The 26,379-nt window shown below is 58.9% G+C and carries 19 protein-coding genes and 7 pseudogenes; 13 read left to right on the forward strand and 13 right to left on the reverse strand.

What is annotated here, in order from left to right; genetic code table 11:
- The first annotated feature begins 343 nt into the window (after positions 1 to 343).
- From HWY30_RS36730 to HWY30_RS36755, 6 genes are all read left to right on the forward strand, one after another.
- Positions 344 to 1,147, forward strand: coding sequence for an SDR family NAD(P)-dependent oxidoreductase (locus tag HWY30_RS36730; RefSeq protein ID WP_244145152.1), 804 nt, complete (start codon positions 344 to 346; stop codon positions 1,145 to 1,147).
- A gap of 165 nt (positions 1,148 to 1,312) precedes the next feature.
- Positions 1,313 to 2,506 (forward strand): CaiB/BaiF CoA transferase family protein, encoded by a 1,194-nt coding sequence (locus HWY30_RS36735; RefSeq protein WP_090812093.1) that lies wholly within the window; start codon positions 1,313 to 1,315, stop codon positions 2,504 to 2,506.
- A gap of 453 nt (positions 2,507 to 2,959) precedes the next feature.
- Entirely contained in the window at positions 2,960 to 4,015 is a 1,056-nt protein-coding gene (locus tag HWY30_RS36740) for a beta-keto acid cleavage family enzyme (protein WP_090812094.1), read from the forward strand.
- A 134-nt stretch (positions 4,016 to 4,149) separates the two neighbouring features.
- Positions 4,150 to 4,902, forward strand: a complete 753-nt coding sequence (locus HWY30_RS36745) for a carboxymuconolactone decarboxylase family protein (RefSeq protein ID WP_090812095.1) — start codon at positions 4,150 to 4,152, stop codon at positions 4,900 to 4,902.
- A gap of 200 nt (positions 4,903 to 5,102) precedes the next feature.
- On the forward strand, positions 5,103 to 6,404 hold the full coding sequence (locus tag HWY30_RS36750) for an MFS transporter (protein WP_244145153.1): 1,302 nt from the start codon (positions 5,103 to 5,105) through the stop codon (positions 6,402 to 6,404).
- Between the two features lie 282 nt (positions 6,405 to 6,686).
- Complete coding sequence (locus HWY30_RS36755; RefSeq protein WP_090812097.1) at positions 6,687 to 7,925, forward strand: porin; 1,239 nt, start codon at positions 6,687 to 6,689, stop codon at positions 7,923 to 7,925.
- Between the two features lie 175 nt (positions 7,926 to 8,100).
- On the opposite strand, the gene HWY30_RS36760 is transcribed toward HWY30_RS36755, so the two are convergent.
- The 4 genes and pseudogenes from HWY30_RS36760 to HWY30_RS36775 all read right to left on the reverse strand — a co-directional run.
- The gene (locus HWY30_RS36760) at positions 8,101 to 9,141 is read right to left on the reverse strand and encodes an AraC family transcriptional regulator (protein ID WP_090812098.1); all 1,041 of its coding nucleotides are present in this window, start codon (positions 9,139 to 9,141) and stop codon (positions 8,101 to 8,103) included.
- The gene (locus HWY30_RS36765; protein WP_143037322.1) at positions 9,138 to 9,467 is read right to left on the reverse strand and encodes a hypothetical protein; all 330 of its coding nucleotides are present in this window, start codon (positions 9,465 to 9,467) and stop codon (positions 9,138 to 9,140) included. Before HWY30_RS36765 ends, HWY30_RS36760 begins: the two co-directional genes overlap by 4 nt.
- A 760-nt stretch (positions 9,468 to 10,227) precedes the next feature.
- Positions 10,228 to 12,927 (reverse strand): CoA-binding protein, encoded by a 2,700-nt coding sequence (locus tag HWY30_RS36770; protein WP_176079009.1) that lies wholly within the window; start codon positions 12,925 to 12,927, stop codon positions 10,228 to 10,230.
- Between the two features lie 27 nt (positions 12,928 to 12,954).
- Positions 12,955 to 13,851, reverse strand: a pseudogene (locus HWY30_RS36775) (ATP citrate lyase citrate-binding domain-containing protein); the annotation flags it as partial.
- Positions 13,852 to 13,905: 54 nt separating this feature from the next.
- On the opposite strand from HWY30_RS36775, the gene HWY30_RS36780 reads away from it, so the two are divergent.
- The 3 genes from HWY30_RS36780 to HWY30_RS36790 are packed head-to-tail and all read left to right on the forward strand — an operon-like array spanning position 13,906 to position 16,214.
- Positions 13,906 to 14,223 carry a transposase gene (locus HWY30_RS36780; RefSeq protein ID WP_035943657.1) on the forward strand — a complete coding sequence of 106 codons (318 nt, stop codon included), beginning with the start codon at positions 13,906 to 13,908 and terminating at the stop codon, positions 14,221 to 14,223.
- Positions 14,220 to 14,825, forward strand: a complete 606-nt coding sequence (locus HWY30_RS36785; protein ID WP_090812101.1) for an IS3 family transposase — start codon at positions 14,220 to 14,222, stop codon at positions 14,823 to 14,825. The genes HWY30_RS36780 and HWY30_RS36785 overlap by 4 nt, the downstream gene beginning before the upstream one ends.
- 15 nt (positions 14,826 to 14,840) lie before the next feature.
- Positions 14,841 to 16,214 (forward strand): IS30 family transposase, encoded by a 1,374-nt coding sequence (locus tag HWY30_RS36790; RefSeq protein ID WP_176079010.1) that lies wholly within the window; start codon positions 14,841 to 14,843, stop codon positions 16,212 to 16,214.
- A gap of 132 nt (positions 16,215 to 16,346) precedes the next feature.
- Here HWY30_RS36790 and HWY30_RS36795 read toward each other — a convergent pair whose 3' ends face one another.
- From HWY30_RS36795 to HWY30_RS36810, 4 genes are all read right to left on the reverse strand, one after another.
- Positions 16,347 to 18,428, reverse strand: coding sequence for a recombinase family protein (locus HWY30_RS36795; RefSeq protein ID WP_090812728.1), 2,082 nt, complete (start codon positions 18,426 to 18,428; stop codon positions 16,347 to 16,349).
- Positions 18,425 to 18,721 (reverse strand): hypothetical protein, encoded by a 297-nt coding sequence (locus HWY30_RS36800; RefSeq protein ID WP_176079011.1) that lies wholly within the window; start codon positions 18,719 to 18,721, stop codon positions 18,425 to 18,427. The genes HWY30_RS36795 and HWY30_RS36800 overlap by 4 nt, the downstream gene beginning before the upstream one ends.
- Positions 18,722 to 18,732: 11 nt before the next feature.
- On the reverse strand, positions 18,733 to 19,194 hold the full coding sequence (locus tag HWY30_RS36805) for a helix-turn-helix domain-containing protein (RefSeq protein ID WP_090812729.1): 462 nt from the start codon (positions 19,192 to 19,194) through the stop codon (positions 18,733 to 18,735).
- Positions 19,195 to 19,401: 207 nt separating this feature from the next.
- The gene (locus HWY30_RS36810) at positions 19,402 to 19,671 is read right to left on the reverse strand and encodes a DUF5372 family protein (RefSeq protein ID WP_090812730.1); all 270 of its coding nucleotides are present in this window, start codon (positions 19,669 to 19,671) and stop codon (positions 19,402 to 19,404) included.
- A 14-nt stretch (positions 19,672 to 19,685) separates the two neighbouring features.
- On the opposite strand from HWY30_RS36810, the pseudogene HWY30_RS42160 reads away from it, so the two are divergent.
- The 3 genes and pseudogenes from HWY30_RS42160 to HWY30_RS42610 form a co-directional block, all read left to right on the forward strand.
- Positions 19,686 to 19,880, forward strand: a pseudogene (locus tag HWY30_RS42160) (integrase core domain-containing protein); the annotation flags it as partial.
- A gap of 524 nt (positions 19,881 to 20,404) precedes the next feature.
- A pseudogene (locus HWY30_RS42605) lies at positions 20,405 to 21,070 on the forward strand (carbamoyltransferase N-terminal domain-containing protein); the annotation flags it as partial.
- A gap of 39 nt (positions 21,071 to 21,109) precedes the next feature.
- Entirely contained in the window at positions 21,110 to 21,766 is a 657-nt protein-coding gene (locus HWY30_RS42610; RefSeq protein ID WP_279613327.1) for a carbamoyltransferase C-terminal domain-containing protein, read from the forward strand.
- A 204-nt stretch (positions 21,767 to 21,970) separates the two neighbouring features.
- On the opposite strand, the pseudogene HWY30_RS36825 reads toward HWY30_RS42610, so the two are convergent.
- The 4 genes and pseudogenes from HWY30_RS36825 to HWY30_RS42165 form a co-directional block, all read right to left on the reverse strand.
- Positions 21,971 to 22,581 (reverse strand): annotated as a pseudogene (locus tag HWY30_RS36825) (transposase); the annotation flags it as partial.
- Between the two features lie 385 nt (positions 22,582 to 22,966).
- Positions 22,967 to 23,164 (reverse strand): hypothetical protein, encoded by a 198-nt coding sequence (locus tag HWY30_RS36830; protein WP_143037370.1) that lies wholly within the window; start codon positions 23,162 to 23,164, stop codon positions 22,967 to 22,969.
- A gap of 7 nt (positions 23,165 to 23,171) precedes the next feature.
- A pseudogene (locus HWY30_RS43195) lies at positions 23,172 to 23,243 on the reverse strand (IS6 family transposase); the annotation flags it as partial.
- Between the two features lie 296 nt (positions 23,244 to 23,539).
- A pseudogene (locus HWY30_RS42165) lies at positions 23,540 to 23,840 on the reverse strand (IS701 family transposase); the annotation flags it as partial.
- Between the two features lie 431 nt (positions 23,841 to 24,271).
- Here HWY30_RS42165 and HWY30_RS36835 point away from each other — a divergent pair.
- Positions 24,272 to 25,570 carry a cytochrome P450 gene (locus tag HWY30_RS36835; protein ID WP_090812732.1) on the forward strand — a complete coding sequence of 433 codons (1,299 nt, stop codon included), beginning with the start codon at positions 24,272 to 24,274 and terminating at the stop codon, positions 25,568 to 25,570.
- A gap of 169 nt (positions 25,571 to 25,739) precedes the next feature.
- Here HWY30_RS36835 and HWY30_RS42170 read toward each other — a convergent pair.
- Positions 25,740 to 26,222, reverse strand: a pseudogene (locus tag HWY30_RS42170) (IS110 family transposase); the annotation flags it as partial.
- Positions 26,223 to 26,379 lie beyond the last annotated feature (157 nt).

The following is a 26,379-nucleotide window of genomic DNA, read 5'->3' on the forward strand; positions in this document are numbered from 1 at the left end:
ATCCTGCTTGGAATGCGGCTCATGCAACGATGGCTCTCTTCCCGAGCGGCAGATAGATTCCCCACTTATTTTGTGACACAGTAAGATTAACCCGCTGTTGCGCTTCACCTTTGAAACCGCCTATCTCTGATCGGTTCAATGCCCGGAAGATGTGTCGTGTAAATCCAAAGTGACGAAAAGATAAAAATGCGTGACGAGAAGAATAACGGGAAATCAGCTGCGTCCTTACACTGAATCGAGACGCGACGCCTGTCCGGCGCGGTTTCCCATTGCGACAAGGCTGTTGCAGCATTGATCGCCTTATTACCCTTTAAGAGGTTGCTTGATGAAACTTAGAGACAAAGTGGCACTCGTTACCGGCGCGGGGCCTGGCCTCGGCAAGGCTTGTGCGGAAGCGCTGGCCAAAGAAGGCGCACGCGTGGTGATTTGCGATGTCAACGATCAGTCGCTGGAAGAAGCCCGCGCCGAAGTCGAAGCATGCGGTGCCGAATGCCTCGCCTTGCGATGCGATGTTTCGTCCAGTTCGGAGGTGAGCAATCTGTTCACGCAGGTCGTCGCGCGCTTTGGGACACTGCACATTCTGGTCAACAATGCAGCGCTGACTCCTAATCGTCCAATTGACACAGAGCGTCGCAACAAGCTGTATGCGTACATGCAAACGCCCGTACCGCGCCAGTCGCTGGGGTTCACGAGTGAGATTGACGATGAGGAGTGGCACCGTTATTGGGGCGTCAATGTCCACGGCGTCTTTTATTGCACACGGGAGGCGTTGAAGCTGATGGAGCCGCAGCGCGACGGGAAGATCATCAATATCGCGTCGATTGCTGGACTGTCGATCAAGAGCGCGCATAGCCCGCATTACTGCGCTACCAAGGGAGCGGTGATTGCATTCACGAAGTCGGTTGCATTCGAAGTGGCCGGCGCGAATATCTTCGTCAACGCGATGGCGCCGGGCGGCGTGGCCACCCCGGCATTTAACGACTATCTCGACAAAATCGGTGGCGAAGGCCGCAATCGACTGTGGCAGAGCTGCCCGCTAGGCCGCTTTGGTACTGTGGAAGAGTACGCGTCGACTGTCGTCTATCTGGCGGGTGAACACTACCTGGTAGGTCAGGTGCTCAGCCCGAACGGCGGCTCGGTCATTTGACCGCTGTTGTCTGAAATCGGAACCTACGACGGCTGCCGCGCCGAAATTCCGGAGCTGTATGCTCGGCCGGTCTGGAGAGTCATCCTTTACTTGTCGTCTTGTGACGTATCTACGAACGCCGTCGTACACGACTCAACACGGAGAAATACCTTGCAGACTGACGAAATGGCACTACCGCTAGCGGGCGTGCGCGTCCTGGACCTTTCCCGCATTCTTGCAGGACCTTGGTGCGCCATGGTGCTGGCCGATCTGGGCGCCGAGGTCATCAAGGTCGAACATCCGGAAAGGGGGGACGACACGCGTGACTGGGGGTTGCGAGTCGGTACTTCCGAAACGGCCTATTTCAATAGCGTCAACCGGAACAAACGTTCCGTCAGCCTCAACTTGCAGTCGATAGAAGGTGCTGAATTGGCGCGCGCATTGGCAAGAGAATGCGACATCGTCATCCAGAATTTCAAGGTCGGTGGTGCAGCGAAGCTTGGGCTTGGCTATGACGATCTGCGTGCCGATCGCGAAGACCTGATTTACTGCTCGATTTCCGGATACGACCACACCGGTGCTGAAGCAACGCGTCCGGGCTACGACCTCGTCGTTCAGGGGGAGGCGGGCCTGATGGGTATCAATGGTGAGGCGAATCAGCCGCCGTTGAAGTTTGGCGTGGCGGTCGTGGACCTGTTCACCGGCATGTACTCAGCGCAGGCGATACTGGCCGCGCTGTATCAGCGGCAACGCACAGGCCAGGGCCGCTCGATCGAGATGGCACTGTTCGATTGTGGATTGATGATCACCGCGTACTACGGCCTCGAAGCCTTGCTGATGGGCGGCGATCCGCCGCGCTACGGCAACGCGCATCCGTCGATTGTTCCTTACGGTGTGTTCGACGCTGCCGACGGCCCGCTCGTGATCACGGTCGGCAACAACGCGCAGTTCTCCCGCTTTTGCTGCGATGTTATCGAGCGACCGGACCTCGCAGCCGATCCGCGATTCCAGACCAACCTCGACCGGTCAAAGCATCGCGATGCGCTTCTTCCTGAAGTCAATCGCGAACTTGCTAATCGCACGCGTGAAAGCCTGCTTGATCGGTTGGTCCGTTCGAATATCCCTTGCGGTGAAGTATTGGGTTTGCACGAAGCATTGACGTCAAAACGCGCCCGCGATGCCGGACTCGTGACGTCGCATCCGCATCCAGTGGCCGGCGCGATCGATGTATTTGCGCCGCCATACCGCTTCGACGGCAAGCGCTTGCCGGTGCGTCGCATCCCCCCGCCATTGAGCGAAGGAACGTCTGAAGTACTGGGTGAGTTGCTCGATGTGTCCGCTGAGCGGTTGTGCGAGTTGAAGGCCGCCGGCGTCATCTGATCATGCTCGCTCGGGCGAATTCGAAGAATCGTCAATGAAACCGCCAATGACGTGCGCGATGCACTCGTCACATCTACCAGGGCATACCGGCGACACCGCACCGCATCGTTCTTCTTCGCATCGACCTCCCGCCTCTCAAGCCTGAACGATGCCCCCGGCACCGAGCCATTGCCCGGCGCCCGGTCCGTGCACGTTCTGCGACACTGCACCGCAGTATCTTTCTGGCGCCGCGCGCAATGACTGCGTACTCGCATCCGGCCTACGGAAAGCAAGCGCACGAGTTAGCAATCGTCCGCAAATGCGGACATGCGAAGAGGGTAAGTCCCGATGCTTGCTGTGACAGGATGATAAAACCACATGACGACATGATAAATGGGGGGACCTGCATTTCCTTAAAGTTGAATGGACGGATCAGCCCACGCGGCCGGTCATCCCTTACTACTGGAGATGCTTATGAATTTTCTCGACGATAGCCTTTTCCCCGAAGTTCAGGAAAAACTCGTGATCCAGGTTGCGCCGTACGGACCGCAATGGCTGCCGACCGACTCGGACGACATTCCGGTGAGCATGGATGCCCAGATCCAGAAAGCCGTCGATTGCTATAACGCGGGCGCCACCGTCCTTCACGTGCACGTGCGGGAAGAAGACGGCAAGGGCTCGAAGCGCCTCTCCAAGTTCAACGAGATGCTGGGCCTGCTGCGCGAAGCGGTGCCCAAGATGGTTCTGCAGGTTGGCGGTTCGATTTCGTTTGCGCCGGAAGGCGAAGGGAAGGACGCGCAGTGGCTCGACTACGATACGCGACACATGCTCGCGGAGCTCAACCCGAAGCCCGACCAGGTCACCATCACGATCAACTCCAGCCAGATGAACATTTGCGAGTTGCTCACACCCGACGACGTCGCCGGCACCATCCTTGAAAAGCCTGAGTACTTCAAAGCGTATTCGGAAATGGTCGTCGATGCGAAGCCGTCGTTCTTTATCGAACACTTGCGGCGTCTTTCGGAAGCGCGCATCCAGCCGCATTTCATGCTGGGCCATGTCCATCAACTTGAGAGCGTCGAACGGCTGATCCGGCGCGGCCTGTACACCGGTCCGCTGATTCTCAACTACGTCGCAATCGGCGGCGGCGCAGCGGGTCTGCATCCCGCCGACCTGATCGAGTTCGTGCGTCGTACGCCCGACGGCTCGGTGCTGACCATCGAGAGCGCAATGCGCGCGGTCTTGCCGATGAACGCGATGGCAATTGCGATGGGTCTGCACGTGCGGGTCGGGATCGAAGACAACCTGTGGGGACGCAAGGGCGAACGCATGACGTCTGTCCAGCAGATCGAGCAGACCGTGCGGATCGCTCGCGAACTGGGGCGCGATGTCGCCAACGGCGAAGATGCGAAGCGCATCTACAAGATCGGCGAGTGGTATCAGAGCGCCGATGAGACGGTTGCGGCCCTCGGTATGGCTCCGAACCGCAAATCCGCCCAGCGCGGCTTTACGGTGCCGGGCCACGGCTAAACCACGAGCGCATCGGCCGGAGTCCTGGCCCAGGAGCGGGGCGGCCGCTCGGTTATCGGCAAGCCGGTGCGCGATTGATCGGCTGAAAAAGTCGCGCGGCGCGGCAACCTCCATCTTCCAGTACACACAGTCAAATGACCGCAAAACAACCAACACCTAACTACGACGTGATGCGCGCCGCGGGCCTCGTGGACGCCACGCTGGACCCGCTCGCCCAGTGGGACCCCACATGGACCGAGTCCTTCATGAAGCTCGGCCAGAGCACGCAGACGAGCGACGTCCTCGAGCCACAACTGGCTGCACTCGTCCGGCTGAACATCGATGTGACGGCGACCCATCTGTATGGTCCCGGCGTTCGCCGCCACGTGCGCGATGCGTTACACCTGGGCGTGACCCGCGCGCAGATCATGGAGGTGTTCAAGCTCGCAAGCGTGATCGGCATTCATGCCTGCGCGCTGGGGGTGCCGATTCTCGCCGAAGAACTGGCGCACGCGGGTATTGCCGACGAAGCCGCTCCCGCTTCGGCCACGCCTGTGTGCGATAAGGTGCGCGCGAACGGTATGTTCAACCCGTTGTGGGAAACGATTTATCGCTGGGACCCGCAGTACCTTGAGAAATTTCTCGCGATGGGACTGGGGTTGTGGACCGACAACATTTTGCCGCCGCTATGGATCGAGTTTCTGTGCATCGCCGGTGATGCCGCCATCACCCATCTGTATGCGCATGGCACACGCCGTCACATCCGCGCAGCACTCGAGTTGGGTGCAAGCCGGGAGCAGATTCTCGAAGTGCTGAAGATCGTGAGCCTCCAGGGGATCGAAGCCTGCGAGCTCGGCGTGCCGCTGCTTCAGGCGGAATTTGAAGAATACGAACGAACTCGCCGATGAGAACGAGGTTAACCGGACGTGCAGGCTCCGTGTCTGCGCCTGCGAAGCAGCAGGGCGGAGCCTGCGATAACCCGATGTCCAGCGCCCAGACGCCGACGCATCAAATGCTGTGATGGTAGCGGCGCACAGTCACGCGAGCCGCCTTGTTCAGAGGAGAAGACACCATGAGTGATAGCGTTTTGCAGCCCCAGGCCGCAGCAATGGGCGAGTCGCGCACGTCACCCGAAGTGCGGCAGACATACCGCAGGATTGCATGGCGCCTGCTGCCGTTTCTGTTTCTCGCCTATGCGGTCAATTCGATCGACCGGATCAACATTTCGTTTGCCAAGTTGCGCATGGCGCGCGATCTCGGTCTGAGCGATACAGCCTATGCGTTTGGCGCCACCGCGTTCTTTGTCGGCTATATCCTGTTCGAAATACCCGGTAACCTGTACATGCAGCGCGTCGGTGCGCGCGCGACGCTCACGCGCATCATGGTGCTGTGGGGCATGGTCACCGCGCTGACCTGCTTCGTCAACACACCGGCGCGTCTGTATATCGCCCGCTTCGCCCTGGGCGTCGCGGAAGCAGGGTTCTTTCCGGGCGTGATCCTTTACCTCACTTACTGGTTTCCGTCATGGAAACGGGGGCGCGTGACCGCAATCTTCTTCATGTCGGGATTTGTCGCCGGGATGGTCAGCGGGCCGCTCGCCGGTGCGATCATGACCGGTCTCGAAGGCTGGTACGACATGAAGGGCTGGCAAGTGCTCTTCGTCCTCGAAGGACTGCCCGCTATTGCGCTTGGCGTATTCGCGTGGTTTTGGCTCGACGACAGTCCTTCGCACGTCACGTGGCTTACCGATCGCCAAAAGGTCATTGTGGCCGAGTACCTTCGGCTGGATCAGGACTCGCGCACGCACGAAAGCCAGTCATTCGGACTGGTCGTGCGGGACCCGCGGGCCTATGTCCCCGGCATTGTGTTTTTTGCGCTCTATTCGGGGACCAACACGGTTGCGTACTGGATGCCTTCATTGCTGCAAGAGGGCGGCATCACCGATTTGCACCGCATTGGCTTGATAGCGAGTGGCCCCTACCTCCTCGCGCTGGCCTCGATGTATCTGCTGGGACGGAGTTCGGACCGGCGGCTCGAACGCCGCTGGCACCTCGCCGCGACGATGCTGACATCCGCGGTCTCGTTCGGGTTGATGCATGTGCTGCAAGCCAACGTGTTGCTCTCGACTGTCTTCATGACCATTGGCGCAGCCGCATGCCTGGCCGCGGTACCGCTCTTCTGGACGATCCCGCCAGCGTTTTTCAGCGCAAGGGCTGCGGCGGGCGGCATTGCGCTCGTCAGCAGCATCGGTTCGCTGGCGGCAGTACTGAGTCCCATCACGGTTGCTGCGATCAAAGCGCGTACTGGCAGCCTGTATGTTGCGTTTGATGTCATCGGCTGCATGTTGCTGATCGGCACCGTCGCGCTGCTCGCCGGCATACCGGCCGCCCGGCTTCGTGAACGCCAGTAAAGCCTGTTGTCATTCATATTTCCGATAACACGGCCCGTGCGGAGTGCTCGGGTCCGTTTGGAAAGGGTAGGACGGGCGTCCGTTCGAAGTCGCCGTAACAGCCGGGGTCAGCGCTTGTCTCATCTTGACCGGCGTAGGTGAGCAACTTAGACATCCGAAATATATAGAGCGCGAACCGGCCTTAAGAGAAGGATTGCGGCGCCATGTGACGCGTATGGCGCGAGCAGTCTCGAACGCAGGCAGTTGTAGATTTGCCAATGCAATTGACAATCAGGAGACTGTATGAAGTTGAAATGGGTAGCTGCAGCCGCTATGGCCGTGATCGGGAACTCGGCTTACGCGGACTCGTCAGTGACGCTGTATGGAGTCCTTGACTCGGGCCTGCTGTATCAGAGCACCTCCGCGGCAGTCGTTAGCGCCAACCCTTCGACGTTGACGGGGCTTCCGCCGGGTACTCGTCTGCCGCCCGCTGCGGCGGCGTCGGTCGCGAATGCGCTGCGGAACCTCGGGGCGGTCTATCGCTTCAAGGACGGCGGCATCTATTCAAGTGTCTGGGGTATGAAGGGAACCGAGGATCTCGGTGGCGGTTACGCGGCAAACTTCAGGCTGCAAGGCACGTTCGACACTGGCACCGGGAAGACCGGTCAGTCGGACACGGCGGGCGTCCCGGGGTTCTTCAACCAGATCGCGACAGCCGGCGTAAGTGGCCCGTTTGGCTCGATCAATGCGGGTCGGCAGATTGCGCCAATGATCTATGCGATGGGGGAGACGGACGCTCGCCACGCACAGTATTTCGGCAGTATTCTGGGTGCCTGGATCGGCCTGAACTCAGCGGCGGGCTGGCCTGGCACCAGCACCAATGGACCCATCGGCGCGTTGTACGACAGTAACGCGATTGTCTACAGATCGCCGAACTTCTACGGCATCAGCGCTGATCTGGAATATGCGCCGGGCGGTGTCGCGGGACATTTTCAGGGCGGCACGCGCGAGTCGGCGGTGCTGAAATACTCGGGCTATGGTCTGAGGCTCGCTGCGCTGTACTATAGCGGACACGATACGAATCCGTTCACGACGGTGTCGTCCACGGCCGCGACGGCGGTGCCCGCGACTGGGCTGAACAATAACCGCTACTGGTACGTTGGCGCGCTCTACACGATCAAGGACTTCTCGGTTTCGGCGTCATATAGCAATGGCGCGAATCCGGCTCCGCGCAGTGCGCTGAATCCGAATGGCGGTACGAGTCTCGATCTGTATTCAGTCGGCCTCGGCTACCGGTTCACGCCGGCGTTCAATGTCTCGAGTGGTCTCTACTACATCAAGGACAGAAACGATTCAAAGAACACTTCGCTCGAAGTGGCGGCCGGTGCTGACTACAGCCTTTCCAAGTCAACCGTCGCCTATGCGCAGGTGGGTTGGGTCAATAACCACGGCGTTATGACTCAAGGCATTACCTATGGCGCACTGGTCGCGCCGGGAATGGGCACGGCGGCGGTCAATATCGGATTGCGTCATAACTTCTGACCGGTTGAGAAACCGGCTCGCGCGACATGCCTCGGCAGGCCGGTTGTTTCGTCGCCCGTCGCACGGCGCGGCACCAATGCCGCGCGAGCTTCAGCAGAGGCAGACTTGAACCGCAGGTATCGTATTCAACGTGTGAAGCTGATTATCCCGGATTGGCTTCGGGCGTAGGTGCGGTTCACGGCGCGTCGACGGAGCCAGCCCGAACGCGTGCCCTGGACTTGCGCCACTCGCTGGGAGTACAGCCGTACCACCGCCTGAAGGCCCGCGTAAAGTTCCCTTGATTCTCATACCCCAGCCGCGTCGCCACTTCGGCGATCTGGATATCCGTCTGGCCCAGCAACTGATCTGCCAGATTGCGCCTGACGTCTTCAAGCATTGAGTCATAGCTGCTGCCAAGTTCGTCAAGGTGGCGATAGAGCGTGAACCGATGTACCGCGAAGAACTCAGCGACTTTCTGCGACGTACAGCCATCAGGTAATAGCTTTTCGATCACCTCTCTGACACGAGAGCTGAAGTCTCCGCCCTGGCGATCCCGCAGCTCACTCATGTGCTGATAAAGGAAACGCGCAAGTTGCCGGTCGTGACTAGACCTTGGCTGGTCGAGCAGCAACTGTGGAAACAGGACCTCGTATTGAGCCTGGCCAAACCAGACCGGCGCCTGGAAATATTGCTCGTACAAGGCGCTCGCTTTTGGCTTGGGGAACGCGATCCGTACGAGAGTCGGCCGCCACGCCCGACCGAGGATCAACTCCAGAATCCGGACATTTGCCGCGAGGTACGCCGTGAGCAAATGCCGCGCACCAGGAATGTTTGGGTCGATCGAAACCGACATGCAGGCGTAGCCTTCGTCTTCAGTCATCCGAACGTGCAATCCCCGATACCAGAGTCCGCAGAAACGAATAAGGCTTTCGATCGCCTCACGCACTGTTGGCGCATTGAGGACAAGGAAACGCAATGGCCCCACATTATCGAGCGTCGCACGTTGGCCGAGGAGCAATCCTACGTGTTCGCAGCGCATCCGCTTTGCTGCGGCTTCCAGGATCCGACCATGCGTTACCGTGGCGAGAGGAGTCAACGGCGAAGCCATCGCCTCTCGGGTGACACCGAAGGACTCAAGAAGCGCCCATGGGTCCACACCGTGTTCGAGCATGACGACGGGCAGCGAATTGAGCGCGCCGATCGGGATGGACTTCTCCTCTTTGGATGCGCCCTTCATCTTTGGGTCTCCTGCCGGAGTTCGTGCATTAAGGGGTTCAGGATCTTGATGGCGGCGCGATATCGTAGTGCCGGGCAACGCGCGCTCTTTGGCGGTTCCTGGGTGATTTCACTTGAAGAAACAGAGGTGTTGCCGGACATGATTTTATCAACAAAGCGACCGACTGGCGTCACAGCAGTGGGAAACGAAAGAAGCACAACGCGTTCGTATTCACGCGCTTGCGCAAGACATGACCATGACGTTTTGGCCTCTATGTCGCCTTGATGGTGCCCCCGCTGCGCGATCGGCGACGCGCCGGCGATTACGAAGTGGTTCTTGCGGATCACGTTGGAAATGCCTCCATTGACGAAGCGCCCAGCGAGCCTTCGCCGCATCCGTTGATCCGACCAGACATCGCGCCATTTCGAGCATGAAGCTGCGCCAGGTGCATCTGGCATTTTGCGCCAAAAGGGGAAATCAGGCTGGCAACCAGCGACACACCTTGGCGCAACGCGACGGCTTTCGTCGCAACTGAAACACCACCTCAATCTTTTTCGGAAAAGGTTTCAAAATGAGCGTCAGAATCGCTCCGATACCTGCCCTTGGAACCGCGACGACTCGACCGGCAGCAACGGGTCGCGTGCTGCCGAACGCAGCCGCGCGAGGGCGAAGCATGTATGCCAGGCGCATGAGTCGGCACCCGGCCACATTCGGTCGTTCGACAACACGACCCAGATCGTCAACAATAGATGAGCCGAAGCAATGGTCTTGACGCTGCATCCGTTCCGCCTTGCAGGAGACGTCACTGATGAAATTGCTAAATGATCGCGTTAAACCTTATGTTCGGTATCGCGCATGTTTCAGGTCCGGGTAAAGCACACTTCCGAGACAGCGAACGTCTATGATCACCGCAACCTAAAGAGGAGAAGCCTCGCGAAGCGAAACGCGTCGTAGTTGAGCAAGGCCAACGAATAATCGCCACATAGGCTCGGGTTGTTCGGAAAAGCGTGCACGACTCGCACCCCCAATCCCGTGCGGAGACAACTGATAGTTGTGGGCATGAACCCGGCAGCGCGGAAAGACTTCGTGCGCTTCCGGGTCATTCCGCTACGCAACGAAACGACACTCCGACGCTGGTGTACGTGTATCCATGTTCCTTCCGCGGTTCATATGGTCATCGATTTCAGCCGCGCAACCGAGCATGCGAGGATAAAGAAAGATGGTAAAGGCGGCCGTCTCCAAAGCGTTGCGCGAATACGTTCCGTCACGATACGGCTGCCAGAGCATCTTGAGCAGTAACGCGGCAATCACCGCATCGACGTTGACGCAGTAAACGTTTCGCGAAACCCCCGCGTCGAACAGGCTTTGGACCAACGTCCGGTAAAAGTCGTGGAAGATGTTGTATTCGTCGCGCTCGGCGAACAATTGCCGCACGAACATTTCACGCGGGTCGTGATTGACGGGTTTATCTTTAAACACCGGATGATTCACGCCAGGGATTTTCTGGATGTCCAGGCTGCCGCTCGTTTTCTTGCTCGATTTGTATTTGGCGTAACTTTCGACGTACGTCATCGCTAGTGCTTTCAAATCCAGCCCGTGCGCAGGATTGCCGGGGTCAGTCAGTCCGCTATGCGCGAACTGGTCCAGCAGAAACGCAATTCCCTCAAATCCATTGCCGCCATGTGTGTAACCACTGTGCGTAAGGAAGCCGATTAACGCCTTGTTGAGTTGGACGCGCTCGGGGTCTTCGGGACCATCGGCAGAGACCGCACCTTTTGCACCCTGTGCGGAAATCGTTCCGGGTCCATTTGACAGCAGCAGACCGACCAGCAATTGGAAGGAAAACAAGTCGCTCGTGCCTGGCGACAATCCAAACAACGCGCTGAAGGCGGTTTCACCAAGCGAACGCTCCTCCAGGACTGTCTTCGTTTCGACGCCGCAGAAGCTGTCCGGACCGTGCTGGTCCGAGGGCACTGAAGCGCCTATCAGGGAGCCGAAAAGTTGTATCCACCACGGAAGGCTCTCAGCCGAAAGGCGTGAAATGCGTTTGCGCATGAGCGGTCCCCATGCGAGCGTCACGCAAATGGCTGCCAATACGCCATCGGTAGTCGGCTCGCCGGGCAGGCTTTCAACATATTGCACGAATGTCGACTTCACGTCGCGAGCTTTGAGTCCCGCCAGGATTGCGCGGGCCCGCAAATCCGGTTCACTGCCGACGAACAGGCTGAGGTCGGTGACTTCGGCGCGCGAAAAGTCGAAACTCTCATCCATCGCGTTCTCGAGCTTCACCGGGGCAAAGGCGTCGATTAGAGCGCGGACCGCCTGGCGAGGCCCGGCTTGCCCTCGGGGCCCGATGATACTCGCCGCCGCTGCAAGGACAGTGTTTGGTGCATTACCGGCATCCCGTGCCGCCTGGGCAGCCCCAAGTGCGGGATGTCCATACAGGTTCAGGAACGCACTCACAGCGACATTGATTAGCGCGCGGTCGTTCATCCCGCCGGGTTCGTGGAGCAGCGCGAGGCTTACGTTTGTCTCAAGGGGGTACTGCGCCGCATCAAGCATCGAAACGCCGTAGAGACTGGTCACCTGCGACTTTGGGTCCATCTGCGACGCGCCAGAAGCATCCTTCATCGACTGTCGCGGTGGTACAGCTCCAACCTGTTTGTCGAGCGCGGCAATCTGGGCATCGTATGGGGCCGTGGCCTGCACGACAGGCAAATCCAGCGCCTGCGGCAGGCTCAATCCGCGGTGACTGCTAAACCACGGTTTTAATGCGAGGTTACCTTCCGGCTCGAAATCTGGCCTGCAGGCGTTTTCACGCATCACAGCCGTGAGTGCTGCGGGTATGTGCGCGATGTTCGTGACAAGCGCACCCTTTGCCGACACGGCCGGATTGTCCGGTGTGAACACACTTGACACCCCGAATCTATCGAGAAACCATTGTTCTTTCGATGCGGCGTCGTCCGCGCCTCCGGACATAGCACCCGTGTGTCCGACAGCACGGGTCAGCTTTGACTTCCAGCGACCCACGACGCACGCAACCACCGGCTTCGTAAAGTTGGCGTCGAGCTCGTAGTAGCCGCCCGGTTCGACATAAAGAACGGCCGCCTTGCTTCGCGCGTCGTTTGCCAGGGCCGCAGCGAACTCGGGCGCCGCGAATTGAATGTAGACGTCTTTGCCACTTGAGATGGCTGTAGTCGTGCCCCATCCGGCCATCCGCAGGTAGGTTGCGATGGTAGTCGTGAAGTTGCCCGAGTTGGAAAACAAGGCAATCGAGCCACGCCGCAATGCCTCTTCAGGATTGTCGCCGCCCAGCGCTCCGCCGATACGCACCTGGTTCCAGGCGTCAGCTACGCCGAGGCTGTTGCCGCCAAAAATGTCGACCCCGTTGGACTGACCCATCGCGCGGATTTCGCGCGAGTCACTGACGGCCAGCTTTTCGGTGACGATGAAAATCTTCTTCAGTTCCGGGTTGACGCGGATAAGCTCGGCCACGCCGTCCCGTGCAGCGGAAGGAGGGAGGTAGATGACGCCGCAGTTGAACCTGTGGCCATCGTTCAGTCCTTCGAGAACGTTGTTGTAGACCGGCACGCTTCCAAGTGCCGTTTCCAGTACCTGTCCGCGCTTTCCCGGAGCCGTACCAAACACCACGTTGCCACCGGAATAGGCATGACCGACGGGCGTGACATCGCTCGACTCGCCGCCCAGAATGTTGAGCACGCAAACGCGGTCGTCCTTTGTGGCAACTTGGGATAACGAACTAATTCCTACGAAGTATTTAAAATCGCCAATGCCCTGCTTGTACATGATGATTCTCCTCAGTCGATGAGATGCTCAGGCAGCCTGTTTGACCGCAATTCCCAGCTTCGCGGCAATCTGCTCACGGCCGCCTGCTTTCATCCATTGGTCAACCTGCTTCGCGTACAGGACCACCTCGCTCATGTCCGAGTCAAAGCCGAAGAAGGTGTACGGCAATCCCAGCGAATCGAGCGTGTCGCGCAATGCTCCCATTCCGCGAACCAGATTCGGACCGCCACGGCCGACCAGCACATAGAGCGGCGTTGGGCCGTGCTGACTGAAGTGCTCGCGTAACGCGTCGGCCATTGCGCGAAATGTTTCGAAAATATCCGTGTTGTTCGACTTTCCACCAATGATGAACAGCACATTGCTCTGCTCAATCCAGTGCTTGAAGCAGATGCGGGCAACTTCCTTCATCTTTTCGTAGGGTGGATTGCCGCCGAAGTCTGACGAGATGATGGCGTCGTCTCCGAGCATTTGCGTGACAAGGGAGTTCGCGCCGCCACCGAACGTCGGAGCGAGAATGCTGCCCTTCGCGTTAATGACGTAGACGTCGCTCTGCCCCTGATACGTGCGAAGCTGGTTGATTTCCTGTTCGAAGTCTGAATAGTCGACTGCGAAGAGATGCGCGGGCAGGTCAAGGCGCTGCCAGCGCGGGTCATCACGGTCGAAGCCGCATTTGAAGTCACAGGCGACGGGTGTCAGCCGTCCCTTGCTATCCTCGCGCATCCGGATTGGATTGAGTTCGAGGGTCGTCATACCGAACCCGTGATAGAGCTCCCACAACTTGGGGAGGTGCTGCACAAGCGGCGAGATAATCTGTTTGGGTGCGCCCAGCGTCGAAAGCGCGTTCGCCACGACGAACGCCTTGAGCCCGGTGAGCGGGTCAAACGGAATCTGCACAACTTGCGACTTGTCCAGTTCCTCGATGTCTGAAGTTGACCCAGAAAAACGGACATCTATCCTTTGGAGAAGGAGGTGCCGATTATGGGCAAGCATCGTACCCCGTACCCGGCGGAATTTCGGGCGCAAATGGTCGAGCTGGTGAAGGCTGGACGCAGGCCGGAAGAACTGGAAAAGGAGTTCGAGCCGACCGCACAGACCATCTACAACTGGGTGGCACAGGCTGATCGCGACACCGGCGTGCGGCATGACGGTCTGACCACAGCCGAACGGCAGGAGCTCGCACGGTTGCGTCGTGAAGTCCGGCAACTGAAGATGGAGCGCGACATACTCTCTCACGCGGCAGCCTGGTTCGCGAGGGAGACGGGATCCATTCCACCGAAGAGCGGTACGGATTCATGAAAGCGAACCGGGCCCGCTGGCCCATTGCGATGATGGCACGGCTGCTCGGCGTCTCGACGAGCGGCTATTACACGTGGCTGATGCGAGAGCCCGGGATGCACACACGCAGCGATGCGCAACTGCTCGCGCGCATCTGCACGCTACATGCGAGCTCGCGCGGCACGTATGGGGCACCGCGTATCCATGCGCAGCTCGCGCGCGAGGGTGTACACGTGGGGCGCAAGCGGGTGGCGCGCCTCATGCGTATGGCGGGTCTGTGCGGGGCAAGCCGGCGGCGCTGGCCGCGCACCACACGGCCTCGCGCAGGCGCCCGGCGTGCGCCGGATCTGGTGCGCCGGCACTTCTGTGCCGACGCGACAAACGTGCTGTGGGTCGCGGATGCGACCTATGTACCCACGGGCGAAGGTTTCCTCTACCTGGCGGTCGTGCTGGATGTGTTCAGCCGTCGCATCATCGGCTGGGCCATGTCTAACCATCTGTACACCGAATTGATGTTACGCGCGCTGGACATGGCGTTGCAGCAACGACGCCATGACGGTGTGATTCTACATTCCGATCAAGGCTGTCAGGGCGGATTCAACCGGTCGTTGCAACACCTTTGATCGAGGAGGTGTTGCATGGGACGAAGTGCAAAGCAGGTGTATCGGTTGACAGGGCGAGAAGCGATGTACTCGCCGGGTGCGCCATCACTTGGACATGTGATGGAGCGTCGGTTTTGGCAACAGATCGCAACGGGCATTACAAGCGAGAAAGCAGCGGAGGCGGTAGGCGTATCTCAAGCGGTAGGCTCGCGCTGGTTCCGCTATCGTGGCGGCATGCCACTATTCATGTCGAAACCTATCGCTGGTCGATACTTGTCGTTCGCTGAGCGGGAAGATATAGCGTTGCTCTCGGTACAAGGTCTTGGGGTACGCGAAATTGCCCGGCGTCTTGGACGCAGTCCGTCAACCGTTTCGCGGGAACTCACACGCAATGCGGCAACCCGTGGTGGGTGCCTCGAGTATCGTGCTTCGGTCGCGCAGTGGAAGGCGGAACGGTTCGCCAAACGACCAAAGCCAGCGAAGCTGGCGACGAACGCACGGCTGCGCCAATACGTACAGGAGCGCCTTGAGGGCAAGGTACATGACGCTGATGGTCGTGAAATTGCGGGGCCCAGGCAGGCACCGTTCAAGGGGCGCAATAAACCACATCGCGGTGACCGAAAGTGGGTCAACGGCTGGTCACCTGAACAGATTGCCAATCGATTGCAAGCTGATTTCCCGGATGATGAATCTATGCGCATCTCTCACGAAGCCATTTATCAAGCGCTCTATATTCAAGGGCGCGGTGCGCTCAAGCGCGAGCTGGTGGGTTGCCTTCGCACCGGGCGCGCGTTGCGCGTTCCCCGAGCGAGAGCGCGTGCCAAGGCGTGGGCGCACGTCAGCGAGGAGGTGATGATTTCCAGCCGGCCTGCAGAGGTGCAAGATCGTGCTGTGCCAGGCCATTGGGAGGGCGACCTGATTATCGGCTTAAACCGATCAGCCATCGGGACGTTGGTGGAAAGATCAAGCCGCTTTACGATGCTCGTGCACTTACCTCGCGAGAAAGGCTATGGGCTAATTCCACGCACGAAAAACGGGCCTGCGCTGGCCGGCTACGGAGCTGTTACGATGGCCAACGCACTCAAGAAGACCGTGGCGGACTTGCCTGCTCAGTTGTGGCGATCATTGACCTGGGATCGTGGCAAGGAACTGTCCGATCACGCCCGCTTCACGATCGAGTCCGGCGTGAAGGTGTTCTTCGCTGACCCGCACAGCCCATGGCAGCGTGGTACGAACGAAAACACCAATGGCCTTCTACGACAATACTTTCCAAAGGGCACAGACCTGTCCCGGTGGAGTGCTCGCGAGATCCAGGCCGTTGCTAACACATTGAATACCAGGCCCCGGAAAACACTCGGCTGGAAGACGCCTGCGGAGGCCTTGGACGAATACCTAAAATCTGTTCAATAATCTAGTGTTGCGACGACCGGTTGAATCCGCCCAGTACACGTCAATCGCCTTTGGGCGCCACTGTCACGAAGCGGGAGTACGGCCGTCCATGGGGTCGGCGGGAGACTGCTTTGACAAGGCTTGCGCTTCACACTACACCTCCTCGCGGCGATCAGAAACGACGTCGGGGTGGCGACGCCGGCAGGACAGCTTGACGCCCATCGCCTTTCTGGGCGCGTTATTGCCCGGTGGGTCGTACAGGCACTCGTTCTTGTCGCTGTAGGCGTGACCGCGGATGAGTCCGCGACGGTTCCATATCTTTACGCTCGTCGGCGTGACGTGCAGCGCGTCGGCCATCTCCTGCAGCGTCAGGAGACCCGCTTCGCGCAACCGGTCATAGCGTGGCTTCAGACAGTAGTTACGCTGCAGGCGCGCGACCATTTTTGCATTGAAGGGCCTACCCGTGCCCGACGGCGTACCACGTTCGTTCAGTATATTCGCGATCTGCAGGACAGTATGGTGATTGAGCAATGCGTCAATCTCCTCGATCACCGCGGCGGGGGTGATCCATCGTTGCCACGATTTCAGCGGCAACGGCAGCCTGAGGGTCCGGTGAGCGCCGCCCTTGAAGCGGATGTGTGCGGTAACCTGCTGGTCGCGGTTCAGGGTGACGTCTTCCAGAAGCAGCCTCATCATGCGTTTGCGTTCCCGGTCGGGCGTGGCGGGATCGCGCCATAGCCGGGGGAAGTTGGACGCCAGCGAGACGATGACGGCGCGCTGCTCGTCCGTCAGAATGCGCGCGTCCTGTTCGCGGCGACGCCGATAGTCCTCGTTAGCCTCAGTCAGCGCTCGAAGCTTATGGTTCCAGTCCGCTTCGAGTGAGTCAGCAACCAGCCGGTTCTCGGGGTCGACGCGCATGTAGCGACGCTGCGCCAGATCGGCTTCATACTGGGCACGCTCCACCTGCTTGTGACGCAGACGGTCGGCTTCTTCGATGCGGGACTGGAGTTCGTGCTGAACCGCCAGGCTCACCTCAATGGCAAGCGGATTGAGCGCTTCGACGAGCAGTTCGCCAATGGCCTCATCGATGGCCGCGCCGTGGATGCGCTGGCAGACCGGTTCGGCCTGTTCGATGCCTTCGCGCTGGCAGATGTACTCGGGACACAAGCCGCCCTGGCGGCTGTGATAACGGACCGTCATGCGGTTCCCGCATCGACCACAGACCACGAGTCCCTGAAGAAGTGCTGGACCCTCACGCGGCGCGCCACGGCGCCGGTCGGCTCCGATCACCTGTGCGCTCTCATGCAAACGCTTCTGGTTCTGCTCGTACTCTTCCCAGGACAGATAACCGGCATGGGCACCCGGAATCAGCGTATCCCACTGGTCTCGCGGGGCGCGAATCACACGCGTGCGTCCATCGACTGTCCTGCGCGTATGCGTGCGACCGTAGACGAACGCGCCGGCATACCTCGGGTTGTGCAGAATGCGCACCACCTGGCTGTGACCGAGACTGCCCCACAGCAGTTCGCCTTTGTGTGGACCTTTGCAGCACCGTCGCGGAAACGCCAGCTCGAGGTGATGCGCAGCGCGTGCGGTGGCCATCGCCGATCCCGTACCGCGGAAGGTGTCGAACAGCCACCTCAGACAGTGCTGGACCTGCTGGTCCGGATCGAGAACGACCGTGCCCGTGGCGTTATACACGAAGCCGACGGGCAGGCACATCTGCAACTCACCGCGCCTCGCCTTGCTTAGGATTCCTCCTTGCAGTCGTGCGCGCAGCACATGCAATTCGGCCTCGCTCATGGTGCCCTTCAGCCCCAGTAACAGCCGGTCGTTGAAATGGGCAGGATCGTATACGCCATCCTCATCAAGGATCAAAGTGTCGGTGATTGCGCAGATCTCGAGTAACCGGTGCCAGTCGGTGGAGTTGCGCGCCAGGCGCGATACTTCCAGTCCAAGCACGATGCCGGCATGCCCCACGCCGACTTCGGCGACCAGGCGCTGGAAGCCTTCCCGGTCCGCCGACGAAGCGCCCGACTGGCCGAGGTCGCTATCGATCACAATAATGCGGTCCTCGGACCACCCCAGGGCGACGGCCCGTTGGCGCAGAGCGTATTGGCGCTTGGTGCTCTCGGTGTTCTCGAACACCTGGCGCAATGTGGATTGCCGGATATACAGATAGGCGTTGCGCTTCAGATGACTCGCCTGGACCTTCTGGTGAGGATCGCTCTTCATGCTGTTGCCTCCTGACGCCCATATAGAAGCATTGAAGCCAGAATCATCGTCGCCTCCTGATGCAGCTTGAAGGGGACGATCTCTGCCTCACCCGGCGGCGGCGGCTGCCGCCGTACAACCGTGGTCGCGCACTGCGCCCATGCCTGCATCCACGCTCTCATGCCGCTGCGCATCAACAGCACGAGGCCCTGACCGCGAGGAATCTCGCACGGCAGTCCAAGTGCCTGTTGTCTCAGATCTTCATAACGCGAGACCAGTCCGTCATTGCACAGCGCACGCTCCGGCAATGACACAGACGTTTTCGTTACGGTTTTTTTTGGCGCAGGAACTGCCGTTCGATACTGCGCGGATGAACCTGTACGCCGAAGTTCTGGTGCACCAGGCTGGCCAGTCGCTCCGCTCGCACAGCCGGCTCGGCAACCCGCGCCCGGTTCAAAAACTCCATCACCGCCGGTGTCAGTTTGTGGCCGCTGTGCGGGCCCGTCTTGTGGGGGATCAAACCGGCCAGACCCGCGTCCTCGAAGGCCGCCTGGGCCTGATAGACCGATGGCCGCGAGAAGCCGAACGCCTTGGCGGCTTCGCTGATGGACCACTTGTCGATGTGCACCGCGCGCAGCATCTCGTACTTGACCTGCAGCAGATCGTGCGGGTCGAAGAAGTCGCCGTCGCGAAACAGCGGATGAGTCACGGCATCGGAGCGCGGATTGAGGCTCGCCTGTTCCCGCAGCGCGCGGTGCTTGTCCTCTTTGCGTCGGTCTGTCGCCATGCACGAACTCCAAGGAAGGCGGGCAAGTCAGTGTAAATACAATTATGTACAAAACGTCAGGATATACAAGGCCGATTTATGAAATATCATCGATTTAATCCGGAAAGCAAAGCATTATCTCTGGCACAGCGGATCGTAATACAAGGCGACGTCAGGCGTAATTGCATTTACACATGCGGCGTATTTGGCTTTACAGTGCTTGCGTTGTCATGGCTCCAGCGTCGCGATCAAACGCCCCAGTTCAAGCAGTTCTTCCACACGAAACAAGGCGCGTCCGGCGGCGACCACGTTGAATGGGTCCTCGCCGACGACGCTCGTCCAGCTGGCGGGCAGCGCCCGCAGTCGGCCATTCGCGTCGTGAAACCAAACCCTGTCCTCATGCCAGTTCCGGGCGTGAAGGACCAGTTCGAATTCTTGCAAATGAAGGGGATGGTACGGATGAGTTACCTGAAAACGTCGGCTTTCAACGTCACTCACGGGCGCAGTTGTCTGCGAACTCCAACGCCATGTGCGAGTCATTCTTCGCTACCCTGGAGTGCGAGCTGCTGGCGCGCACTCACTTCGATACACATGAGCAGGCCCGGCGTGAGATCTTCTCATTCATCGAAGGCTGGTACAACACCGCCCGCCTCCATAGCAGCCTGAAGTATCGCTCGCCCATCGCCTACGAACAGCTGCACGCTGCAAAAACAGCGACATTGTCCACTGCGGGTTGCCCACCGCCGGGCAGCGTCATGGTCGTGACAGGCGACCCGCTGCCCGGCCGTGGACAACCCGCAGAATCATCTCAAATGGAGGTCAGCCACCGGCCTAGAATTCAATTGCAGAACTGTCCGCGAAAGCGGGGTATCCCCAACTGGACAGGCAATCGTGGCAATACTCACACCTTTCCTTGAGCATCTTCTAACCTTGGGATACGCACGCAACACATTGCTTCGGCACCGCGATCACATTTGGATGCTCGGCGGCGAAATAATCCGACGCTGCCATGAAGATCCCAATCTCCTTACTCTCCCCGTGGCAACCCTCCTGGACAAACTCATCGAGGAAGACGGCGGCCCCCTCATCTGGCCAGCTATCTCCGAGCCCGCACAAAATTCCTTTGATGCAACGTGTCGCAAGCTCTATCAGTATCTGAATCGAGCTTCACTTGGCTAGCCGCGCACACTAATTCACCCACAGATTCCGCCGACCATCCCCTTATAAAAGCTATCCTCACGTGTCAGGCCATGTGGCCTCCGCGTACTGCACCAGTCCCTTTGCCCAAAGCGGGCAACCTGCATTCTGTTTGGTGTGGGATGGTGGCATCGTCCCACGCCTCTATCATGTAGAACGCCACCACGCCCGCCATGTTGACTGCCTGTTCCCCGTGATAGGTCACATCTACGCTGCGGCGGGTCATCACTTTGGTCCTTATAAGAAGCCGGGCGGCGCCCGGTGGGATCTGGGTGTGGCCGGCAAGCTGATGGCTTACATCGCGCTGGGCTCCGTTGACGAAGATATCGTTGAGGTATTTCGCGAGCTTTATCAGGCACGCTTTGCTGGCGACACGGAGCGTGCGCAAGCTTATCGCGAGAACATCCACAGCGCGGACGCGTCACTAGCGGCTGTAGGAGAGTTCTTCGAAGCAAGCGCGCTGCGACTGGAAGCCAAGCCGCCCGAAGACGTACTCGCCTCGTTCCATGTATTCCTCGAGCGTCTTCTCGTTCATGAAATGGGTATCGCGCTGCAGCGCCATTCGATTGCGGGGCCGAAAAATTTGTGCATCGCTGGCGGATGCGGACTCAATATCAAATGGAACAGCGCCCTGCGCGCGAGCGGTTTGTTCGACGCAATCTGGGTGCCGCCGTTTCACAACGATAGCGGGTCTGCGATTGGCGCCGCTTGTTGCGCGCTGGCAGCCGAGAAGGGCTTCGTGCCGCTGGAGTGGTCAGTATATAGCGGACCGGCCTTAAAAGGTTGCCAAGTACCGCCCGGATGGACGGCGTCTACTTGCTCCATTGCAGAACTCGCCAGCATACTCGCCAGTAGCAAGCCCGTCGTTTTCCTTGCCGGCCGGGCCGAGCTCGGACCACGAGCATTGGGGGGTAGAAGCATTCTGGCCGCCGCGACTTTGCCCACAATGAAGGATCATCTCAACGACATCAAGTTTCGAGAGCACTTCCGTCCCGTGGCGCCAATTTGCCTTGAGGATCGTGCGCCGACCATTTTTAGCCCGGGGAGCCCTGATCCCTATATGTTGTTCGATCATCAGACGCGCGCTGAATGGCGAGAAAAGATCCCTGCCATCGTGCATCTCGACGGATCTGCCCGATTGCAGACCATTTCAAGAACTTCCGAGCATCCGGTGGCGCAACTTCTGGTCGAATACGAAAAACTGACGGGTATTCCGTTGCTCTGCAACACGAGCGCCAACTATCACGGACGAGGTTTCTTCCCGGACGCTGCTTCAGCCTGTGCGTGGGGACGCGTCGAACGTGTGTGGTGCGATGGTTTGTTACTGACCAGGACTGGTCTGTCGCCGTCAGTCGACGAAATACTTTTCGCTACGTCGCCGTTCGAAGATCGCTGACGTTGCAGCTCAGTGGTCAGTACGACGCCGTCAATTGTCCCGGCAGCTCGCTCTATCGCTACGGTCCGAAGACGATCAGCAGGCCGCCCTTGGCTCGATTTTCACAAGCACTTATCCCGGGCGGAGGTTGCTCATCGACCCGCGGAACCTCGATGCCCTCCTCGGAAATTTTGGCTCTTTTCAAAATGCAGTGGGTAACGGGGCTTACGAGGCATCCGGGTTGAAGCTGGAGAAATCGAGCTTGCCGGCGATGAGAAAGAGGACGGTGCGCATCGTCGTGAAGCGCGTGTAACCGTGAACCTTGCGCTTGGCAGCTTGAAACCAGCCTTGATGGCCTCGATGAAGCCGTTGGTCTGGCGGGTCTGAGTCCAGGCGACGATGCCATCGAAGTGCCGGCAAATCAGACGTGCCACGTCCTTCATCGGCTCGACTTTCGAGCGCATGACGTTGGTGCACCACTGCCGCAACATCGCGAAAACAACATGGATTTGCTTGCGCTCGAGAATCTCGCGCAGTTGCTCGCGATACAGCTAGGCGCGGGCGGTGCGTTTGGTGGCGTACTGCCTGACCAGCGCCTCGAGGTCGGTCAATTGCGCCAGATTCAGTTTGTTCACGTCCTTGAGCAGCGTCCAGCCCATCCCCTTGAGTTCCGAATCGGCTTTCTGCTGCTGGCGGCGGACCGTATCGAGCGCCTTGGACGCGTGGGCGACGACGTGAAACTTGTCGAATGTCAGCCGCGCATTGAGCAGATGTTCGCCCACGCCCTTGATGAACGCCGGCGACATGTCAACGCTCACCGAGGTGACCTGTTCGGGCGTGCACCGCATTAGACTCGACTGCAAGTCTATCCGTCGAACCGGGTCAACTCAAACCGCGCTATCCGGTCGCTGTCACCGCGCGTAAAGGTGGAATTTTTGAGCGGCTTCGGCACGGCAGCAGGCGCTGCCGGCGCCTCGCACCTTAAAGGGCTGCCGCGTATCGACGGGCGACCACGCCGGCAGCTACGCGGCCTTACCAGGTTGGTGAGTTTGATGGCCACGGACAGGTTCCGGCCATAGATAACATCTGGCCGAGTTCGGTCCGGAGCGAGCCGTTTAGTTCGTCACCTGGTAGATGCTTCCGGCTTCTCCGATACGCCATCTTCCCCACGATTGCTAACACTGGAAGATTCAGGAGGTCCACTTCGCCCCAACGCCTCGGTCACCAGGCGATGCTGTTCGGCGAGATGTGCGCGAACTGACGAATGTGCACCCGACCTCTGGCATAGGCGGTCTTGACAGAGTTTCGCTCATAGAAGTGTGATCCACCGTCGAGACATACTGCTGCGCCGCCCTCAGGAAATTCATGCGTCGATGCAACAACCTGAAAACCAATGTCGTGATTGACATGCAAAGTCATATCAACACCAACGAACCGCGCAACTGATGATCGCCGCCGGGAAATGAAAGCCGTGGTACGGTGATTTGTTCTTCTTCATCCCGACATTCTATCTGGCAGCGGTCTCAAGTTGACAGTGACAGCCAGATGGGCTACGAATGCAAACGTCCACACCCGACGTCCGGGTATCTGCATCGATGAAGCGGCTGCAGTAGATGTTCAATCAATTCGACGAAACGACTGTTTGTGCGGGAGCGAACGAAGCGAAAAAACCGATCGCATCAGGCTTAAGTCTTACTGCATCACATAATTAGTTGTGTAGTCTATTTCCGCACAGGAAGAGTGCCATCTTTGTATGAGGCGTAGTCCAAGCAGGATACGCAACGTGGTAACAAATCAGGAACGTGGCGTTGTGCGCGCTGGACTGCCCCGTGGGATGTAATCCGGGGGAAGGACAGGCAGCGTGCGTTCAAGGAAGTTTTTTTATCGCCTTCATCTGATCCCATCCTGAGTCGCTGAGCCAGCATAAACCCATATGCAGTGGTACTCAGTCTGGCGTAGTGGTGAAAGCCACGCCAGTCGCGCCCCTCGTAATGACCGAGCGCGAACTCCTGTTTCAGGTCTCCTAATAATCGCGCTCGATGCGCCAGCGCATCTTGGTCACGAACACAAACTGCTCAAGCTTCGCCTCCTCTGGGGCCGACTCAGATTGTTGCGTACTGGCCCGACAAACAGTATCCCTCAAGGGCCACCTGAGCGATCACTTAACCAAAAAGAGTTGACCTAGATTAAGGGTACACAGGGAGACCGCGGATACTATGAAGGAATACGAAGAGCGGATATCGACGTGCGTCACGCCAGTTCACCCACATTACCGATGCGAACGCTGCAGTGCCCACGCCAACGGGGGACCGATCTGCAGATATCGGATGACAGCAAGCTCTATACATGAATGCTACTTCAAAGCCCGTGGAAAGGATCTCAGTACACGCGAGCGAGCGGCCGTCAAAAGTTGAGACCAGTCATTGAGTCCGCGGGGAGCCCGATGGCGGAATGGGGCGGGAAGAGGCGCCCTTCACTTGCCTAGACGGTGCTGCCCGTCCACCAACAAACCGCACTATCAATATCATGAGCATGCCAAATTACGACCTACCGAAAGACATAGCAAACCATCTGGTTGATCCGCAGTCCTATACCAACCTCGATCGTCTCCATGAAACCTATACTTGGGCGCGTGCAAACAACCCTGTCGGGCGCGCGATGGCGGACGGACATGATCCGTTCTGGGTGGTCACGAAACACGCCGACGTCTCCATGATCTCACGAGATAATGTCTTGTTCCGCAACGGCGACTATTCTGTCGTCTGCAGGCCAAGAGCGTCGATTGAGCATGTCATTTCCACCACCGGTAGTCCAAACATCGTCCGATCGCTCGTGCACGTTGACGGCGACGAGCACAAGAGTCTACGTGCGCTGACACAGTCGTGGTTCATGCCGAACAGCATTCTCGAGCTTGACGACCGCATTCGATCGCTGGCAAATATGACGATCGCGAAGCTGTTGCATCACAGCGGGCAAGTGATCGATTTTGCGAATGACTTTGCATTGCATTTCCCACTGAACGTGATCATGGATATTCTCGGCGTTCCGCAGGAAGATTCCCTGCGCATGTTGACGCTGACTCAGGAGATGTTCGGAAGCGAGGATGCCGAATACAAGCGCGAAGTGCAGCGCCAAGGCGATGCGGGCGGTGCGATGGGCAAGGCTCTGCTGTCCATTGTGGCCGACTTCAAGGATTATTTCGACCGCCTGACCGAAGACCGCCGGAAGAACCCACGTAACGATATCGCAAGCTTGCTGGCCAACGCGGTGATCAATGGACAGCCTATCGATGAAGCGACCCGTCTCGGCTATTACGTGATCATCGCCGCAGCAGGACATGATACGGTTTCGTCGTCCATATCGGTCGCGATGTGGGCGTTGAGCCGCTTCCCTGAGCTACTGCCGCGACTACAGGCGGATCGTTCGCTGATTCCGCAGTTTATCGACGAAACCCTTCGCTACGCATCGCCGGTGCGTCATTTCATGCGTACAGCGACTGCCGACACCAACGTCCGGGGTCGGACAATCCGCAAGGGCGATTGGCTGATGCTCTGCTACGGCTCGGCAAATCGTGACGAGCAAGTCTTCCCTGAGCCGTTCGCATTCAATATCGACCGCAAACCGAACCGGCATCTCGCTTTCGGCGTCGGCGCCCACGTGTGCCTGGGTCAGCATCTCGCGAACATGGAAATGCGCATCTTGTTTGAGGAACTGGTCCCGAGGTTGCGGCTTATTGAACTGGCGGGCGAAATCGAATTCGTTGCGTCCAGCTTCGTGAGCGGCCCGAAGCATCTTCCAGTTCGTTGCGTGGTGCATCCGCATTGAGCCACCGGAACCTGTAGTTGTGGAGTGAACCCTTGAGGCTCGGCCTTCACCGCGGAACGTACCAGGCGCCTACGTACGGGTCCCGGCATGAAGCCGCATATGAGCTCGGCCTTGACGATGAACCGAGCGTCCTCTTTCCACACCTCTGCATGCAGCGTGGGTTGTGGCGGCCGCACAGCATGGTGATTTCGGCGAGCAGTACGTCAGCCAGTCGGAGGCAGCGCAGTGTAAGCGGCATTGAGCGCGCAGCTATAGCAATGACAGCGACATCGCGCGCATCAATCTTGGCATTGCCATCGAGCAGGTCGGCAATGCGGCGCATAGCCAGGCTGGTAAGGATGTGACTAGGACACCAAGGTCAGGAGCGACTGTCACGGACAATGCTTCGATGGTGAGGGTGATCTACGACGAACAAAAGTTCACCGAACGTCTTCAGTTCGGAGATGAGTGCACAGCTTGGCCTCATCGTCGGGCCAGCGCTTTGCTGTACCAACGCTTTCGGGTTCGGCCGAGGGCTACGAGGTGATGGTGACCTTTGCCTACGTCAACGCTCATGAATGGGTCGACTAAGCGATGTTGTTGGCTTTTCATGCATCGCGGGCTTCGCACGTTGCACGGCTCGGTCTGCAACATCGGCGGCAAGTCTCCGCATTCACGTACTGGATGGCCTAACGATGTTCCGGCTGAACTCCTATTAGCGATCACCTGCCCCACCAAAGCTTTGTTCGGAAGGGGCCAGCGTTCCGTGGGATGGACGCAACTATCCATTTCTGAAAGAAACGGGTCTGCCAAACGAATTCCAGAGGTGT

The sequence above is a fragment of the Paraburkholderia tuberum STM678 genome (assembly GCF_902833905.1).
Lineage (GTDB): Bacteria > Pseudomonadota > Gammaproteobacteria > Burkholderiales > Burkholderiaceae > Paraburkholderia > Paraburkholderia tuberum.

Excerpts from the sequence above, each read along its gene's own strand:
- HWY30_RS36735 (WP_090812093.1), top strand. The coding sequence starts at position 1,313 with ATGGCACTACCGCTAGCGGGCGTGCGCGTCCTGGACCTTTCCCGCATT.
- HWY30_RS36740 (WP_090812094.1), top strand. The coding sequence starts at position 2,960 with ATGAATTTTCTCGACGATAGCCTTTTCCCCGAAGTTCAGGAAAAACTC.
- HWY30_RS36745 (WP_090812095.1), top strand. The coding sequence starts at position 4,150 with ATGACCGCAAAACAACCAACACCTAACTACGACGTGATGCGCGCCGCG.
- HWY30_RS36750 (WP_244145153.1), top strand. The coding sequence starts at position 5,103 with ATGGGCGAGTCGCGCACGTCACCCGAAGTGCGGCAGACATACCGCAGG.
- HWY30_RS36755 (WP_090812097.1), top strand. The coding sequence starts at position 6,687 with ATGAAGTTGAAATGGGTAGCTGCAGCCGCTATGGCCGTGATCGGGAAC.
- HWY30_RS36760 (WP_090812098.1), bottom strand. The coding sequence starts at position 9,141 with ATGAAGGGCGCATCCAAAGAGGAGAAGTCCATCCCGATCGGCGCGCTC.
- HWY30_RS36770 (WP_176079009.1), bottom strand. The coding sequence starts at position 12,927 with ATGTACAAGCAGGGCATTGGCGATTTTAAATACTTCGTAGGAATTAGT.
- HWY30_RS36780 (WP_035943657.1), top strand. The coding sequence starts at position 13,906 with ATGGGCAAGCATCGTACCCCGTACCCGGCGGAATTTCGGGCGCAAATG.
- HWY30_RS36785 (WP_090812101.1), top strand. The coding sequence starts at position 14,220 with ATGAAAGCGAACCGGGCCCGCTGGCCCATTGCGATGATGGCACGGCTG.
- HWY30_RS36790 (WP_176079010.1), top strand. The coding sequence starts at position 14,841 with ATGGGACGAAGTGCAAAGCAGGTGTATCGGTTGACAGGGCGAGAAGCG.
- HWY30_RS36795 (WP_090812728.1), bottom strand. The coding sequence starts at position 18,428 with ATGAAGAGCGATCCTCACCAGAAGGTCCAGGCGAGTCATCTGAAGCGC.
- HWY30_RS36805 (WP_090812729.1), bottom strand. The coding sequence starts at position 19,194 with ATGGCGACAGACCGACGCAAAGAGGACAAGCACCGCGCGCTGCGGGAA.
- HWY30_RS36830 (WP_143037370.1), bottom strand. The coding sequence starts at position 23,164 with ATGACTTTGCATGTCAATCACGACATTGGTTTTCAGGTTGTTGCATCG.
- HWY30_RS36835 (WP_090812732.1), top strand. The coding sequence starts at position 24,272 with ATGAGCATGCCAAATTACGACCTACCGAAAGACATAGCAAACCATCTG.